This window comes from Burkholderia sp. SRS-25 (genome assembly GCF_004343765.1).
Taxonomy (GTDB): Bacteria; Pseudomonadota; Gammaproteobacteria; order Burkholderiales; family Burkholderiaceae; genus Burkholderia; species Burkholderia contaminans.
This window is the reverse complement of sequence record NZ_PTXM01000008.1, coordinates 211,008-226,009: the sequence shown is the minus strand read 5'-3', so window position 1 is coordinate 226,009 and position 15,002 is coordinate 211,008. Positions and strand designations below refer to the sequence as shown.

Annotated in this window: 16 protein-coding genes and 1 pseudogene; 12 read left to right on the top strand and 5 right to left on the bottom strand. The window is 66.1% G+C overall.

Translation table 11 applies throughout. The annotated features are described in order from the left end of the window. The first annotated feature begins 64 nt into the window (after positions 1–64). The gene (gene eno / locus C5O79_RS13010; RefSeq protein ID WP_011352544.1) at positions 65–1,348 is read left to right on the top strand and encodes a phosphopyruvate hydratase; all 1,284 of its coding nucleotides are present in this window, start codon (positions 65–67) and stop codon (positions 1,346–1,348) included. A gap of 81 nt (positions 1,349–1,429) precedes the next feature. After that, positions 1,430–1,855 (top strand): cell division protein FtsB, encoded by a 426-nt coding sequence (ftsB, locus tag C5O79_RS13005; protein WP_046546044.1) that lies wholly within the window; start codon positions 1,430–1,432, stop codon positions 1,853–1,855. Positions 1,856–1,945: 90 nt separating this feature from the next. On the opposite strand, the gene C5O79_RS13000 is transcribed toward ftsB, so the two are convergent. The 3 genes from C5O79_RS13000 to C5O79_RS12990 all read right to left on the bottom strand — a co-directional run bounded on the left by C5O79_RS13000 (position 1,946) and on the right by C5O79_RS12990 (position 3,943). Next, positions 1,946–2,308 (bottom strand): hypothetical protein, encoded by a 363-nt coding sequence (locus C5O79_RS13000; RefSeq protein WP_122474160.1) that lies wholly within the window; start codon positions 2,306–2,308, stop codon positions 1,946–1,948. A 134-nt stretch (positions 2,309–2,442) separates the two neighbouring features. Next, entirely contained in the window at positions 2,443–3,393 is a 951-nt protein-coding gene (gene hslO / locus C5O79_RS12995; protein WP_046546042.1) for an Hsp33 family molecular chaperone HslO, read from the bottom strand. A 25-nt stretch (positions 3,394–3,418) separates the two neighbouring features. Further along, the gene (locus tag C5O79_RS12990) at positions 3,419–3,943 is read right to left on the bottom strand and encodes a gamma carbonic anhydrase family protein (protein ID WP_071334714.1); all 525 of its coding nucleotides are present in this window, start codon (positions 3,941–3,943) and stop codon (positions 3,419–3,421) included. A gap of 148 nt (positions 3,944–4,091) precedes the next feature. Between C5O79_RS12990 and C5O79_RS12985 the strand changes: the two genes are divergently transcribed. The 10 genes from C5O79_RS12985 to C5O79_RS12940 all read left to right on the top strand — a co-directional run bounded on the left by C5O79_RS12985 (position 4,092) and on the right by C5O79_RS12940 (position 13,162). Continuing rightward, positions 4,092–4,949 (top strand): ferritin-like domain-containing protein, encoded by an 858-nt coding sequence (locus tag C5O79_RS12985; RefSeq protein ID WP_122474159.1) that lies wholly within the window; start codon positions 4,092–4,094, stop codon positions 4,947–4,949. Between the two features lie 178 nt (positions 4,950–5,127). Continuing rightward, positions 5,128–6,018 (top strand): alpha/beta fold hydrolase, encoded by an 891-nt coding sequence (locus C5O79_RS12980; RefSeq protein ID WP_046546039.1) that lies wholly within the window; start codon positions 5,128–5,130, stop codon positions 6,016–6,018. Positions 6,019–6,099: 81 nt separating this feature from the next. Beyond that, positions 6,100–6,930, top strand: coding sequence for a 3',5'-nucleoside bisphosphate phosphatase (locus tag C5O79_RS12975; RefSeq protein WP_046546038.1), 831 nt, complete (start codon positions 6,100–6,102; stop codon positions 6,928–6,930). Between the two features lie 73 nt (positions 6,931–7,003). Then, a complete protein-coding gene (locus C5O79_RS12970) occupies positions 7,004–7,636 on the top strand; it encodes an L-threonylcarbamoyladenylate synthase (RefSeq protein ID WP_039364722.1) in 633 nt (210 codons plus the stop codon). Positions 7,637–7,685: 49 nt separating this feature from the next. Then, entirely contained in the window at positions 7,686–8,348 is a 663-nt protein-coding gene (locus C5O79_RS12965) for a site-2 protease family protein (RefSeq protein WP_039364721.1), read from the top strand. An 8-nt stretch (positions 8,349–8,356) separates the two neighbouring features. Then, positions 8,357–9,559 (top strand): tryptophan--tRNA ligase, encoded by a 1,203-nt coding sequence (locus C5O79_RS12960; RefSeq protein WP_011352534.1) that lies wholly within the window; start codon positions 8,357–8,359, stop codon positions 9,557–9,559. 8 nt (positions 9,560–9,567) lie between these two features. Continuing rightward, the gene (locus tag C5O79_RS12955) at positions 9,568–10,170 is read left to right on the top strand and encodes a class I SAM-dependent methyltransferase (protein WP_122474157.1); all 603 of its coding nucleotides are present in this window, start codon (positions 9,568–9,570) and stop codon (positions 10,168–10,170) included. Between the two features lie 48 nt (positions 10,171–10,218). Next, positions 10,219–11,124, top strand: coding sequence for a 4-hydroxy-tetrahydrodipicolinate synthase (dapA, locus tag C5O79_RS12950; protein ID WP_046546036.1), 906 nt, complete (start codon positions 10,219–10,221; stop codon positions 11,122–11,124). Positions 11,125–11,235: 111 nt separating this feature from the next. Next, the gene (gene bamC, locus C5O79_RS12945; RefSeq protein ID WP_039364718.1) at positions 11,236–12,381 is read left to right on the top strand and encodes an outer membrane protein assembly factor BamC; all 1,146 of its coding nucleotides are present in this window, start codon (positions 11,236–11,238) and stop codon (positions 12,379–12,381) included. Between the two features lie 4 nt (positions 12,382–12,385). Beyond that, the gene (locus tag C5O79_RS12940) at positions 12,386–13,162 is read left to right on the top strand and encodes an MBL fold metallo-hydrolase (protein ID WP_047850688.1); all 777 of its coding nucleotides are present in this window, start codon (positions 12,386–12,388) and stop codon (positions 13,160–13,162) included. Positions 13,163–13,468: 306 nt separating this feature from the next. On the opposite strand, the pseudogene C5O79_RS38925 reads toward C5O79_RS12940, so the two are convergent. Together C5O79_RS38925 and C5O79_RS12925 are read right to left on the bottom strand one after the other, a co-directional pair. Then, a pseudogene (locus C5O79_RS38925) lies at positions 13,469–13,715 on the bottom strand (hypothetical protein). Between the two features lie 56 nt (positions 13,716–13,771). Beyond that, positions 13,772–14,992 carry a cupin domain-containing protein gene (locus C5O79_RS12925; RefSeq protein WP_131931395.1) on the bottom strand — a complete coding sequence of 407 codons (1,221 nt, stop codon included), beginning with the start codon at positions 14,990–14,992 and terminating at the stop codon, positions 13,772–13,774. Between the last annotated feature and the right edge of the window lie 10 nt (positions 14,993–15,002).

Sequence of the window (15,002 nt, the reverse complement as noted above, 5' to 3'; positions counted from 1 at the left end):
AAGCGGTTCAGGCGCGCGCGCCGTCGCAGTTTGAAGAATCCATCGTCATTCTCAGAGGAAACCCATGAGTGCAATCGTAGATATCATCGGCCGCGAGATTCTGGATTCGCGCGGCAACCCCACCGTCGAATGCGACGTGCTGCTCGAATCGGGCACGATGGGCCGCGCGGCGGTGCCGTCGGGCGCGTCCACCGGCTCGCGTGAAGCGATCGAACTGCGCGACGGCGAAGCCGGCCGCTACAACGGCAAGGGCGTGCTGAAGGCAGTCGAGCATATCAACACCGAAATCTCCGAAGCCATCATGGGCCTCGACGCGTCGGAACAGGCGTTCCTCGACAAGACGCTGCTCGAACTGGACGGCACCGACAACAAGTCGCGCCTCGGCGCGAACGCGATGCTGGCCGTGTCGATGGCCGTCGCGAAGGCAGCCGCCGAAGAGGCAGGCCTGCCGCTGTACCGCTACTTCGGCGGCTCGGGTGCGATGCAACTGCCGGTGCCGATGATGAACATCGTCAACGGCGGCGCGCACGCGAACAACAGCCTCGACATCCAGGAATTCATGATCGTCCCGGTCAGCCAGCCGACGTTCCGTGAAGCCCTGCGTTGCGGCGCGGAAGTGTTCCACGCACTGAAGAAGATCCTGAGCGACCGCGGCATGAGCACGGCAGTTGGCGACGAAGGCGGCTTCGCGCCGAACTTCGGCAGCAACGACGAGTGCCTGTCGACGATCCTGCAGGCAATCGAGAAGGCAGGCTACCGTGCGGGCGAAGACGTGCTGCTCGCGCTCGACTGCGCGGCATCCGAGTTCTACCACGACGGCAAGTACCAGCTCGCAGGCGAAGGCCTGCAACTGTCGTCGGCCGAATTCACCGACTACCTCGCGACGCTCGCCGACAAGTTCCCGATCGTGTCGATCGAGGACGGCATGCACGAAAGCGACTGGGAAGGCTGGAAGCTGCTGACCGATCGCCTCGGCAAGAAGGTGCAGCTGGTCGGCGACGACCTGTTCGTCACGAACACGCGCATCCTGAAGGAAGGCATCGAGAAGGGCATCGCTAACTCGATCCTCATCAAGATCAACCAGATCGGTACGCTGACCGAAACGTTCGCGGCAATCGAAATGGCGAAGCGCGCGGGCTACACGGCCGTGATCTCGCACCGTTCGGGCGAAACCGAAGATTCGACGATCGCGGACATCGCGGTCGGCCTGAACGCCGGTCAGATCAAGACGGGTTCGCTGTCGCGCAGCGACCGCATCTCGAAGTACAACCAGCTGCTGCGCATCGAGGAAGATCTCGGCGACATCGCAAGCTACCCGGGTAAATCGGCTTTCTATAACCTGCGCTAACGCGCTACTATCGGGTTCGTCATATCGACGCCGCTCTGTGCATGTGCGCGGAGCGGCGCTTCTTATATCTGCGGTTCTTACATGCGGCTTGTCACTGTCGTCCTGATTGCCTTGCTGGCGCTCATTCAGTACCCCCTATGGTGGGGACACGGCGGCTGGCTGCGGGTGCATGAATTGCGTCAGCAGCTCGACGACCAGCTCCAGAAGAACGCGGACGAGAAGCTGCGCAACGAGCGCACCGCAGGCGAAGTGCAGGATCTGCAGGGCGGCACTGCGGCCATCGAAGAGCGCGCGCGCTACGAGATGGGCATGGTGAAGGATGGCGAAGTGTTCGTGCAGTTCGTGTCGCCGAATGCGCCTGCCGTACCGCTGAACAACACGCCGTCGAATACGTCGACGCGCGGCGCCGTCTCCGCGGCACCGGTGCGTGTCGTGCCGAATCCGCAGTCGATCGCGAAGCCGTCGCGGCATCATGGCGGCGACAAGGGCAAGGCCGCGCATCACTGAGGCACGATTGCTCGAACCCATTGAAAAAGCGCGGGAAATGCCGCGCTTTTTTATTTCCTGCCGGTAGTCAATCGGCTGAGCGATGCACGCTCACCACCACCATCCCGGGTAGCCGTAGCTGATGCCCGAGCCCCAGCGATTGCCCCATCCGCCGTAATACCCGCCGTAGACCGTCACCGGCGGCGGCGAGTAATAGGCCCATGCGCGCGCGGCTGCCTCGGCTGCCATCGCATTGTTCTGTTCGCGCAGCACCTGCTGGTCGATCTCGTCATAGCGCTTGCGTTCGGCGCTCGACAGCGCGGGCGGCTGGCCGCCCGATGCACCGGGTTCGGGCAGGCGGCTCAGGATCGTGGAAGTCGGCGGCGGCATCGCGCAGCCGGCCAGCACGAGCGCGCCGGCGGCAACGGTTGTCAGGACGATGATGCGGAACGGACGATGAAGCGGGCGATTCATGTGTTTCTCCTGCAGCGCGCCGACGACGGGAAGCGGCTTGCGCCGAAGTGCGTGACTTCGGTGCCGGAGCCTTGCGTGCGACGCTCGTGCGTCATTATGCGCCCGTGCCCGGACGGCGGGCACCGGGCCACTGATCAGTGACGCTGCTCGGTCGCGGGCGCGATGCCCGTCTCGACGCCGGGTGCCGCGAACAGCTGCGCGACATCGACCGGATCGAATTCATAGCGCTGGTTGCAGAACTCGCAATGAATCTCGACATGGCCGCGCTCGACGATCACGCTGTCGACTTCTTCACGGCCGAGCATGCGCAGCATCGCGCCGACCTTCTCGCGCGAGCACGAGCACTGGAAACGCGTGCCGGCCGGTTCGAAGTGCTGTACGTTTTCCTGCCAGAACAGCCGGCGGAACACGACTTCCGGTTCGACCTCGAGCAGTTCCTGTGCGGACAGCGTGCCGCCGAGCGTGCAGACGCGCTCCCACGTATCGGTATCGGTTTCGGCATTACGCGGCACGATGCCGCCGTCGCCCGGCAGCTTCTGCAGCAGCATGCCCACCGCGCGGTCGCGATCGGCCGCGAGCCACATCCGCGTGTCGAGCTGCTCCGAGTGATGCATGTAATGCTCGAGTACCTGCGAGACGGATTCGAGCGGGCCGTCGACACCGTTCAGCGGCACGATGCCCTGATACGGCTGCTGGCCCGGCAGCTTGTCGGCCGGATCGAGCGTGATCACGCAGCGGCCGTGGCCGCTCGCGTTGACGAGCGACGCGAAGCGTGTGTCGTCGCCGATCGTCTGGGCGGAGTCGCCGGCGAACTTCGCGGTGGCCCGCATCGACAGATCCGAGCTGCACTGGACGACCAGCATCTGGACCGGCCCGTCGCCGAAGATCTGCATGATCAGGGTGCCGTTGAATTTCAGGTTCGCGGACAGCAGCGCGCACGCGGCCATCATCTCGCCGAGCACCGTGCGCACGGGGGCAGGGTAGTCGCGGCGGGCGAGCACTTCCTGCCACGTATTGCGCAGCGAAACGATTTCGCCGCGCACGGGCGCCGCATTGAACATGAATTTCTGTAACTGGTCGCTCACTCTTCTTCCTTGAAATCCGTGCGAATCACCCGATCCGCACGAGTTGCTCCTTGAAATGCGCACGCCGCTCGACGTACGTCTTCGCGTTCGTGCGCAGCCGCGCAATGTCTTCCGCCGACAGCTCGCGCACGACTTTCGCCGGTGCGCCGAGAATCAGCGAGTTGTCCGGGAACGTCTTGCCCTCCGTCACGACCGCGCCGGCACCAACCAGACAGTTGCGGCCGATGACCGCTCCATTCAAGACCACCGCCTGGATACCGACCAGCGAACCTTCGCCGATCGTGCAGCCGTGCAGCATGGCCTGGTGCCCGATCGTCACGTTTTCGGCAATCGTCAGCGGAAAGCCGGGGTCCGTGTGCAAAACCGCGCCTTCCTGGACGTTGCTGCCTGCACCGACGGTGATCGTCTCGTTGTCGCCTCGAATCGTCGCGCCGAACCAGACGCTCGCGTTCTCCTCGAGCACGACCTTGCCGATGATGGCCGCCGTATCGGCGACGAATACGCTTTCGTGGATCGTCGGGGCCGTATCGCCCAGCTTGTAGATCGTCACGGAGTCTCCTTGTCTCTTCGATGAAGGGCGCCGGTAGAATGGCGCGTCTGGTTTGCCCGGCGCATGTGCATGCGCCGCGGAACAATCGCCTATTGTAAACCGTCGCGTGCGTGCGCTCCCGCGATGCGCGCGCAGGGTGTCCCCGTTTATGAGCATGGAGTCTTCTTCTTTCGGCAATCCGTCGGCGTGCGTGCGCCGCGCCGCGCTTGCGGCGCTGTGTGACGCCGAACCCGCGGCCAAGGCCGCCCAGGTGCGCGGGCTCTACGACGCGCTGCTGGCCGGGCAGGCGGCGATCGCGCCGTCGCTCGAATTGCCCGAACCGGCCGATCTGCCCGGGCGTCCGGCGCGCCCGCCGCTCGTCGAACCGCGCCAGCTCGAGCGACGCAGCATGCGTTCGCCGGAAGGGCGCGCCGTGCTGCTGCACGCGCTTGCCCATATCGAGTTCAATGCGATCAACCTGGCACTCGACGCGGTCTGGCGCTTCGCGGGCCTGCCGGCCCCGTTCTACGCGGACTGGCTGAAGGTCGCGGCCGAGGAGGCCTATCACTTCACGCTGCTGTCCGACCGCCTGGCGGCATTCGGGCATGCGTACGGCGATTTTCCCGCGCACAACGGTCTGTGGGAGATGTGCGAGCGGACCAAGGGCGACGTGCTGGCGCGCATGGCGCTCGTGCCGCGCACGCTCGAGGCCCGCGGGCTCGACGCGTCGCCGCCGATTCGCGCGCGGCTCGTGCAGGCGGGTGACGATGCGTCGGCCGCGATTCTCGATGTGATCCTGCGCGACGAAATCGGCCATGTCGCGATCGGCAACCGCTGGTTCCGGCATCTGTGCGACGAAGCCGGCCGCGATCCCGTGCCGACCTACCGGCTGCTCGCCGAGCAATACCATGCGCCGCGGCTGCGCGGCCCGTTCAATTTCGACGCGCGCCGCGATGCCGGATTCGAGCAGGCCGAACTCGACGAACTGGCCGCGCAGGACGTGGCGGAGGGCGGCGCGCCACGCTAGCCGGCTCGCGTTCGGCCGCGCTTCGACTGCCGCCTGCCGTCCCGGGTGCCCGGGACATGACGCTTCCCGACGGTTCCTGGCGTACGCGCGCCGCTAGAGCAGCACCTCGATTGCCGGACGCCGGAAAGCAGGCGTCGCCGCTATAATCGAACGATCATTCTTTTTTCTGGCGGCTACAATGAGGGCATCGAGTTCTGTTTCCGATTTCGTCACGGTGCGCGGCGTCCAGCTGCACGTTCGGCGCTGGGGCCGGCCCGATGCGCCGACGCTGTTCATGCTGCACGGTTGGATGGACGTCGCGGCGTCGTTCCAGTTCGTCGTCGATGCGCTCGCGGGCGACTGGCAGGTGATCGCGCCCGATGCGCGCGGTTTCGGGCTGTCCGACTGGCCGGTCGCGCGGCAGGGCGGTGGCCATTACTGGTTCCACGAGTACCTGGGTGACCTCGATGCGCTCGTCGACCACTATGCGCCGGCCGGCGAAGTCAACCTGGTCGGGCACAGCATGGGCGCGAACGTCGTGTGCCTGTATGCCGGCGCGCGGCCGGAGCGCGTGCGGCGCGTGGTCGATCTCGAGGGTTTCGGGCTGGCGCCGGCGCGGGCCGAGCAGGCACCGCGCCGGCTGCGCGGCTGGCTGGACGAACTGCGCGAACCGCCCGTGCTGCGCCCTTATGCGTCCCTCGACGACGTGGCGGCGCGCCTGACCAAGACCAATCCGCGGCTCGACCCGCGCCGTGCGGCGTTCCTTGCCGCGCACTGGTCGAAGCGCGGCGACGACGGCCTGTACCACCTGCTGGCCGACCCTGCGCACAAGATGCCTGGCCCGCAGCTGTACCGGCTCGACGAAGTGATGGCCACCTGGGCGCAGGTGCGCGCGAAGGTGCTGCACGTCGAAGCGGTCAATTCGCCGACGCTGGCACACATCGCCGGCGACATTCCGCTGCCGGAATTCAAGGCGCGCTTCAACGCGTTCCCCGACTGGCGCGAGAAGCTCGTCGAGGATGCGGGCCACATGGTTCATCACGACCAGCCCGAGCAGATTGCGGCGCTGATCGAGGCGTTCTGCGCGTAAGCGCGCGGCGGCAGCGGCGGGGCGCGCGGGCGGCGCATTGCCGCGTTGCAGTAGAATGAAGCCTTACCTGCCATGCCGACAATGAACGCCGATCTCCACTGCCATTCGAATGTTTCCGACGGGTTGCTGCCGCCTGCCGACGTCGCGCGCCGCGCTCATGCCGGCGGCGTGACCCTGTGGGCGTTGACCGACCACGACGAGATCGGCGGCCAGGCAGCGGCGCGCAGCGAAGCGGAAGCGCTCGGCATGCGCTACCTGAGCGGCGTCGAGATTTCGGTCACGTGGGCGTCGCGCACCGTGCACATCGTCGGCCTGAATGTCGATCCCGCGAACCAGGTGCTGGTCGACGGCCTGTACCGCACGCGCCACGGCCGCGCGGCGCGCGCGGTGGCGATCGGCGAGCAGCTCGCCACGCTCGGCATTCCCGGCGCGTACGAAGGCGCGTTGAAGTACGTGTCGAATCCCGATCTGATCTCGCGCACGCACTTCGCCCGCTTCCTCGTTGAAAACGGCTACGCGACGTCGACGTCCGATGTGTTCGATCGGCTGCTCGGCGACGACAAGCCCGGATTCGTCCCGCACCGCTGGGCGACGCTGCCCGACGCCGTCGCGTGGATTCGGGCCGCCGGCGGCGAAGCCATCGTCGCGCATCCGGGCCGCTACCGCTACACGCCCGTCGAATTCGACGCGTTCTTCGGCGAGTTCATCGATCTGGGCGGCCGCGCGATCGAGGTCGTCACGGGCAGCCACACACCCGACCAGTACCGCGAATATGCGGACGTCGCACGCCGCTTCGGCTTCGAAGCGTCGCGCGGCTCGGATTTCCATGCGCCAGGCGAGGGCCGTGTCGAGCTCGGCAGCCTGCCGCCGTTGCCGCCGGACCTGACACCGGTCTGGGAACGCTGGCTCTGACACCGGGCGGCGGCCTGCCACCTGCGTTGCTGCCGGCCGCGCGCATCCGACTTCTCCCCCTTTACGACCCTCCATGTCCCAGTTCTTCAGGATTCACCCGGATAATCCGCAGCCGCGCCTGATCAAGCAGGCCGTGGAAATCGTCAGCAAGGGCGGCGTGATCGCGATGCCGACCGATTCGAGTTATGCGCTCGCGTGCCATCTCGACGACAAGGACGCGGTCGAGCGCGTGCGCCGGATTCGCGGCCTCGACGAGAAGCAGCACCTGTCGCTGCTCGTGCGCGACCTGTCCGAGCTCGCCAACTTCGCGATGGTCGACAATCGCCAGTACCGGCAGATCAAGTCGGTGACGCCGGGCCCGTACGTCTTCATCCTGCAGGCGACGAAGGAAGTGCCGCGCCGGCTGTCGCACCCGTCGCGCAAGACGATCGGGCTGCGCGTGCCCGATCATGCCATCACGCTCGCGTTGCTCGAATCGCTCGGCCAGCCGCTGCTCGGCACGACGCTGATCCTGCCGCCGGACGACGAGCCGCTCAACGATCCCGAAGAAATCCGTGAGCGGCTGGAGAAACAGGTCGACCTCGTGATCGACGGTGGCGCGTGCCCGCGCGAGCCGTCGACGGTGATCGACCTGACCGGCGACGAGCCCGAACTCGTGCGTGCGGGGCGCGGCGCGCTCGAACCGTTCGGACTCTCGGCCGCGTAAGCGCGCCGTTCCATTTTTTGCGCGAGTGCGCTTGTTACAATAACGCGATATGGATGCTTCCCTGATACAGACCATCGCCGTCTACGCGCTGCCCGTGATCTTCGCGATCACGTTGCACGAGGCCGCGCATGGCTACGCCGCCCGCCTGCTCGGCGACAACACCGCCTACATGATGGGGCGCGTGTCGTTCAACCCGATGCGCCACATCGATCCGCTCGGCACGATCGCGATCCCGCTCGCGATGTATTTCCTGACGGGCGGCGCATTCCTGTTCGGCTATGCGAAGCCGGTGCCGGTGTCGTTCGGCAATCTGCGCGATCCTCGCTGGGGCAGCCTGTGGGTATCGCTCGCGGGCCCGGCCTGCAACTTCGTGCAGGCGCTGATCTGGGGTGTGCTGACCCTCGTGCTGCCCGCCGTCGGCATCGACGAGCCGTTCTTCACGCGGATGGCGTTTGCCGGCGTCAGCGCGAACCTCGTGCTCGGCGTGCTGAACCTGTTTCCGCTGCCGCCGCTCGACGGCGGCCGCATCCTGGCGGCGCTGCTGCCGACGAAGCAATCGATCGCGCTGTCGCGCATCGAGCCGTACGGTTTCATCATCGTCCTCGTGCTGGTCGCGACGGGCGTGCTGACGAACTTCTGGCTGCGCCCGCTCGTCAATGTCGGCTACGCCGTCCTGAGCGCCATCCTGTCCCCATTCGCCTCGCTTCTCTAACGACAACCATGTTCCCTGAACGTATTTTCTCCGGCATGCGACCCACCGGGTCGCTGCACCTCGGTCACTACCACGGCGTGCTGAAAAACTGGGTGAAGCTGCAGTCCGAGTACCCGTGCTTCTTCTGCGTCGTCGACTGGCATGCGCTGACGACGCACTACGAGACTCCCGAGGTCATCGAGAAGAACGTATGGGACGTGCTGATCGACTGGCTCGCATCCGGCATCGATCCGGCGCAGGCCACGCTGTTCATCCAGAGCAAGGTGCCCGAGCACGCCGAACTCGCGCTGCTGCTCGGCATGAGCACGCCGCTCGGCTGGCTCGAACGGGTGCCGACCTACAAGGAGCAGATGGAGAAGCTGAAGGACAAGGACCTGTCGACGTACGGCTTCCTCGGCTATCCGGTGCTGATGGCGGCCGACATCCTGCTGTATCGCGGCTCGCTCGTGCCGGTCGGTGAAGACCAGGTGCCGCACGTCGAGATGACGCGCGAGATCGCGCGCCGCTTCAACTACCTGTACGGCCGCGAGCCGGGCTTCGAGGAGAAGGCGCTCGATGCCGCGAAGAAGCTCGGCGGCAAGCGCGCGAAGCTCTATCACGAGCTGCGCAACGCCTATCAGCAGGAGGGCGACGACGAGGCGCTCGAACAGGCGCGCGCGATGCTGCAGGAATCGCAGAGCCTGTCGATGAGCGACCGCGAGCGGCTGTTCGGCTATCTCGAAGGCGCGCGCAAGATCATCCTGGTCGAACCGCAGGCGCTGCTCACCGAAGCATCGCGGATGCCGGGCCTCGACGGGCAGAAGATGTCCAAGTCGTACGGCAACACGATCGGCCTGCGTGAAGACGCCGAGACGATCACGAAGAAGGTCCGCACGATGCCGACCGATCCCGCGCGCGTGCGTCGCACCGATCCGGGCGATCCCGACAAGTGCCCGGTGTGGCAACTGCACCAGGTCTATACCGACGAAGCGACGCACGACTGGGTGCAGAAAGGCTGCCGTTCGGCGGGCATCGGCTGCCTCGACTGCAAGCAGCCGGTCGTCGAAGGGATCCTGCGCGAACAGCAGCCGATGCTCGAGCGTGCGCAGAAGTACATGGACGATCCGTCGCTGCTGCGCGCGATCGTCGCGGATGGTTGCGACAAGGCGCGCAAGTACGCGACGGAAACGATGCGCGACGTGCGTGACGCGATGGGCCTGTCGTACAACTGATCGACCGCATGAGCGCATCCGTCATCGCCGCTGCGGGCGGCCACGTCGCCCAGGCCGAGCCGTCGCGCTGGGTCGCGCAATGGTCGCGCCTCGTGTCGCCACGCGGCGCGGTGCTCGATGTCGCCGCGGGCGGCGGCCGCCATGCGCGCTGGTTCGCGTCGCACGGGCATCCGGTCGTCGCACTCGAGCGCGACCCGGTCGCACTGGCCGCATTGCGTTCGATTCCGGGCGTCGATGTCCGTGACGCCGATCTCGAAGGCGCGCCGTGGCCGTTGCCGGCCGTCGAGCAGTTTGCGGCGGTGGTTGTCACGAATTACCTGCATCGTCCGCTCTGGCCCCATCTGCTCGATGCGGTGGCGCCGGGCGGTGTGCTGATCTACGAAACCTTCGCGCAAGGAAACGAAACGGTCGGGAAACCGTCCAATCCCGCGTTCCTGCTCGCCCCGGGCGAGCTGCTGGACGCCGTGCACGGCCGCCTGCGGGTGGTTGCGTACGAGGACGGGTTCGTCGCCGCGCCGCGCGAGGCGTTCGTCCAGCGTCTCTGCGCAGTGCGCGAGGGCGCGACCCCGAAGGCGGGGGCGGGAATTCCACGTTACGAACTGCCCGGCTAATCCGCTACAATCTCAATGTTTACCGGTACATAATCTCAATCGCGTTTCATGGCTAACGGCACCCAAGACGGCATTCAAATCCGCGGCAGCATCCCCGCGATCGTCACCCCGATGCTCGAAGACGGCAGTCTCGACCTGCCGGCGTTTCGCAAACTGATCGACTGGCACATCGCGGAAGGCACCGATGCGCTCGTCGTGGTCGGTACGAGCGGCGAGTCGGCAACGCTCAACGTCGAAGAGCACATCCTGATGATCCGCACGGCGGTCGAGCATGCGGCGAAACGCATCCCGATCATCGCGGGCGCGGGCGGCAACTCGACCGCCGAGGCGATCGAGCTGACGAAGCACGCGAAGGCTGTCGGCGCGGACGCGACGCTGCAGGTCGTGCCGTACTACAACAAGCCGACGCAGGAAGGCATGTACCGTCACTTCAAGACGATCGCTGAAGCGGTCGACCTGCCGGTGATCCTGTACAACGTGCCGGGCCGCACGGTCGCCGACATGGCGCACGAGACGACGCTGCGCCTCGCGGAAGTCCCGGGCATCATCGGCGTGAAGGAAGCGACCGGCAACATCGATCGCGCCGCGCACCTGATCAAGGCCGCCCCGAAGCATTTCGCGATCTACAGCGGCGACGATCCGACCGCGATCGCACTGATGCTGCTCGGCGGCCACGGCAACATCTCGGTGACGGCGAACGTCGCACCGCGCGCAATGAGCGACCTGTGCCGCGCGGCGCTGGCCGGTGACGTACAGACGGCTCGCGCGCTGCACATGAAGCTGCTGTCGCTGCACAAGAACCTGTTCATCGAAGCGAACCCGATTCCTGTGAAGTGGGCGCTGCAGGCGATGGGCAAGATGCAGGGCGGCATCCGGCTGCCGCTCACGGCGCTCGACGAGCGCTGCCATGAAGCCGTGCGTTCGGCCCTCGTCGAGGCCGGCGTCCTCGCCTGATGCCGAGGCGGCCGCGTCCTGCGGCCGCCGGCTCGAACCCTGATCAACCCGCACCGGCCGGCTCCGTCCGGCGCCGCTCCTGACGAGCGTTCTAGCAAGACGAAGGATTTCATGAAACGTTTCGCCTTTTCCTCTCGCGCCATCCAGATGTCGGTGGTGGCGCTGGCGCTGGGCGCGCTCGCCGGCTGCGATACGCTGAACGATTACCTGGCCCCTGACCGGGTCAACTACAAGAACACCGGTTCCGCGCCGCCGCTCGCGGTGCCGAGCGACCTGAAGCCGGTGCCGACGACTCAGCAATTCGTCGCGCCTCCGAGCAACGCCGGCCTCGGCACGCTGCCGCCGCGGGTCACGACGCAGGCCGGCAACGCGACCGACGGCATCCCGAGCGCGCAGGATCCGCTCGGCATGCACATCGAGCGCGACGGCGACCGCCGCTGGCTCGTCGTCGATGGCCGCACGCCCGAGCAGCTGTGGCCGATCCTGAAGGAGTTCTGGCAGGAGAACGGCTTCTCGCTGAAGACCGATGCACCGTCGACGGGCATCATGGCCACCGACTGGGCTGAAAACCGCGCGAACATTCCTGACGACTGGTTCCGCCGCACGATCGGCAAGGTCATCGATTTCGCGTACTCGTCCGGCACGCGGGACCGCTTCCGTACGCTCGTGAACCGCACGTCGGACGGCAACACGGATATCTCGATCACGCACAGCGCGATGGAAGAAATGATGGTCGGCCCGCAGGGCGGCACGTCGTCGCGTTGGGAGGAGCGTCCGCGCAACCCGGTGCTCGAAGCCGTATTCCTGTCGAAGCTGATGCAGAAGTTCGGCCTGACCGATGCGCAGGCGAAGCAGTTGCTGACCGATGCGCGTCCCGCGACGGCGCCCGCGCAGGTCAGCGACACCAGCGGCGGCGGGGCAACGCTGCAACTGGCCGAGTCGTTCGACCGCGCATGGCTGCGTGTGGGCCTGGCGCTCGACCGCACCAATTTCGCGGTCGACAATCGCGATCGCGAGAAGGGTGTGTACACCGTGCGCTATGCGAACACGATGGAAGAGCTCAAGCGCGACGGTCTGTTCGGCAAGCTGTTCTATGGTGGTCCGTCGGCAGCGAAGCCGGGCAAGGAATACCTCGTCAACGTGCGCGCGCAGGGCAACGGCAGTACGCAGGTTGCGGTGGTCGGCGCAAACGGGCAGGTCGATAACTCGTCGGACGCACAGCGGATCATTTCGCTGCTCCACGCGCAGCTGAACTAAGCGCGTGCGATTCTCCAGCCTCGGAAGCGGCAGCGAAGGCAACGCGCTGGTCGTCGAGGCCTCGAGTGGCACGACGACCACCCGCGTGCTGCTCGATTGCGGCTTTTCCGCCAAGGAGGTCGAGCGCCGGCTCGGCCGACTGAATCTCTGCATCGGCGATCTCGATGCGATCCTCATTACCCACGAACACAGCGACCACGTCGGCAGTGCGCTGACGCTTGCCCGCCGCGCATCGCTGCCGCTTTACATGAGCTGGGGCACCGCGCGCGCGGTCGGCGCAGATGAGGCCGATGTCGATCTCCACGTGCTGTGGGGTGACGAGACGGCCGCGATACGCGACCTGGCCGTGATGCCCTATACGGTACCTCACGACGCGCGTGAGCCGCTCCAGTTCGTCTTCATGGACGGCGCCAGCCGGCTCGGCGTGCTGACGGACGTCGGGATGGCCACGCCGCACATCACGGCCGTCCTGAGCGGCTGTGACGCGCTGGTGCTCGAATCCAACCACGACACCGCGATGCTGGCCGCGAGCCGCTATCCGCAGTCGCTGAAGGCGCGCATCGGCGGCAACCACGGCCACCTGAGCAACGACGCGGCGGCGGACATCCTTGCGTCGCTTGAACGCAGCCGCCTCCAGCACCTGGTCGCCGCGCACCTGAGCCAACAGAACAACCGGCCGGAACTGGCCCGCCAGGCGTTTGGCGGTGTACTGGGGACGAGCGGAGACGACGTGGTCGTGGCCACGCAGGACGCGGGCTTCGACTGGCTGGCGCTCGAATGAGCGGGGCAGGGCCGCTGCGGCGGCCCGGTGCGACTGCCGTGCGATAGACGCAGAAACGGCAGACGTAAAAAAACCGGCCCTCGGGCCGGTTTTTTTTCAGCTGACGCTGAGGCTTACTGGCTTGCGCCCGAAGCCGGAGCAGCCGTCGCTGCCGAAGCAGCCGACGCCACTGCAGCAGCAGCGTCGCTCGCAGCAGCCGTTGCCGACGAAGCAGCAGCCGAAGCGTCGCTCGCAGCGCCAGCAACTGCCGAAGCAGCCGACGAAGCAGCAGCAGCCGCGTCGCTTGCAGCCGACGAAGCAGCTTGATCAGCGCTCTTGTTGCAAGCAGCCAGTGCAACAGCAGCCAACAGGGAAGCTACGAGGAGGGATTTCTTCATGATCACGTCCTTTTATGGTTAAAGGTAAGCAACAGCGCGAAACAATACCGGTAATGTGCTCCAACACCGACCTGGGCCGCTGGTGGAGATGCACTTCTTAGAGCGTGAATCTTCCCTACGGCTTGGGCGGAAATTATATGCACTTTCCTATCGACCGTCGACAAATGCGGGGTCAATACGTTGTCTTTCCCATACAGAATTTGATCTGTATGGGCATACGGGGCGACTCACACTAAATCCGGCTTCCGACCCGTATCCAGCCCGCACGATACCACTCGTGCAACAAGGCTGTCATCGAGGGAACCCGGGATAGTGTTACAAACCGTTTCGCCTCCATCTGGCGTTGATTGGCCAGTTCGGGCAGCCATTCGCTGGCCTGCTCGAGCGGTCCTTCTTCACCATTAATGAAGTACGAGCGCGCGTTATACATCAATGCGGCCCTTCTGTCGAGACACACGCCCCGGCGTGACGCTTGCGTGACGAACGTGGCCTCGGACAGCGGGCGCGCGGGCGGGTCGAAAACGACGTTCGGCTTGGGCTCGCTCAGGTAGCAGCCGAGGAATTCGGCGACGTCCCGCTTGCGCCAGCGGATCGCGTCCACGATCTCGGCAACGCGCTCGACCATCGCTGGAGGCAACTGGGCGGGCGTGTCGACAGCCGGCTGCTTCGGATCGCGGTAAAGATCGTCGCCGCAACCGTCGCGCAGGCCGCCACGCTCCGCGAGATAGTACAGGAACTGGGCGCCCAGCTCGCCGGCGGATGGGGCCCGGAAGCCGATCGAGCAGGTCATGCATTCGCCTTCGGCCACGCCATCGTGCGCGATGTGCGGCGGCAGGTAGAGCATGTCGCCGGGTTCCAGCACCCATTCGTCGCTCGGCTCGAAATTTTCGAGGATCTTCAGCGGCACGTCCGGTTGCAGCGACAGGTCTTTCTGCGCACCGACGCGCCAGCGGCGCCGGCCTTCGACCTGCAGCAGGAATACGTCATACGAATCGAAGTGCGGGCCAACGCCGCCGCCATCCGTCGCATAGGAGATCATCAGGTCGTCCAGACGCGCGTCGGGGATGAAGCGGAAGCGGTCGAGCAGGGCGCGCGCGGCATCGACGTGCAGGTCGAGCCCCTGCACGAGCAGGGTCCAGGCCTTGCGCGTGACGGCCGGCAGCGAGCCGGGCTCGAACGGGCCGTGGTCCAGTTGCCACTTGTTACGAAAATGGGTGATCAGTCGCGATTCCGCGTCATAGTCCGCTGCGAGCTCGAACAGCGCGTCGCGCGAGACCGGCGACGCGACGCCGGGGATCGCCTGGCGGATCAGGAGCGGCTTCTTCTGCCAGTAGCCGCGCATGAATTGCGCCGGCGTAAGACCACCGAGCAGCGGTGTGGGAAGATCGGAAAGCGGCGCGCCGAGCGGGGCGGCAGCGGCATCCCGCGGTTCGGCTTGAGACCGGTTGCGCATCGTATAATGA

Coding starts and splice junctions, on each gene's coding strand:
- C5O79_RS13000 (WP_122474160.1), bottom strand. CDS start 2,308: ATGAATCGCCCGCTTCATCGTCCGTTCCGCATCATCGTCCTGACAACC.
- dapA (WP_046546036.1), top strand. CDS start 10,219: ATGGCTAACGGCACCCAAGACGGCATTCAAATCCGCGGCAGCATCCCC.
- C5O79_RS12960 (WP_011352534.1), top strand. CDS start 8,357: ATGTTCCCTGAACGTATTTTCTCCGGCATGCGACCCACCGGGTCGCTG.
- C5O79_RS12955 (WP_122474157.1), top strand. CDS start 9,568: ATGAGCGCATCCGTCATCGCCGCTGCGGGCGGCCACGTCGCCCAGGCC.
- eno (WP_011352544.1), top strand. CDS start 65: ATGAGTGCAATCGTAGATATCATCGGCCGCGAGATTCTGGATTCGCGC.
- bamC (WP_039364718.1), top strand. CDS start 11,236: ATGAAACGTTTCGCCTTTTCCTCTCGCGCCATCCAGATGTCGGTGGTG.
- C5O79_RS12975 (WP_046546038.1), top strand. CDS start 6,100: ATGAACGCCGATCTCCACTGCCATTCGAATGTTTCCGACGGGTTGCTG.
- C5O79_RS12985 (WP_122474159.1), top strand. CDS start 4,092: ATGAGCATGGAGTCTTCTTCTTTCGGCAATCCGTCGGCGTGCGTGCGC.
- C5O79_RS12970 (WP_039364722.1), top strand. CDS start 7,004: ATGTCCCAGTTCTTCAGGATTCACCCGGATAATCCGCAGCCGCGCCTG.
- ftsB (WP_046546044.1), top strand. CDS start 1,430: ATGCGGCTTGTCACTGTCGTCCTGATTGCCTTGCTGGCGCTCATTCAG.
- C5O79_RS12925 (WP_131931395.1), bottom strand. CDS start 14,992: ATGCGCAACCGGTCTCAAGCCGAACCGCGGGATGCCGCTGCCGCCCCG.
- C5O79_RS12965 (WP_039364721.1), top strand. CDS start 7,686: ATGGATGCTTCCCTGATACAGACCATCGCCGTCTACGCGCTGCCCGTG.
- C5O79_RS12980 (WP_046546039.1), top strand. CDS start 5,128: ATGAGGGCATCGAGTTCTGTTTCCGATTTCGTCACGGTGCGCGGCGTC.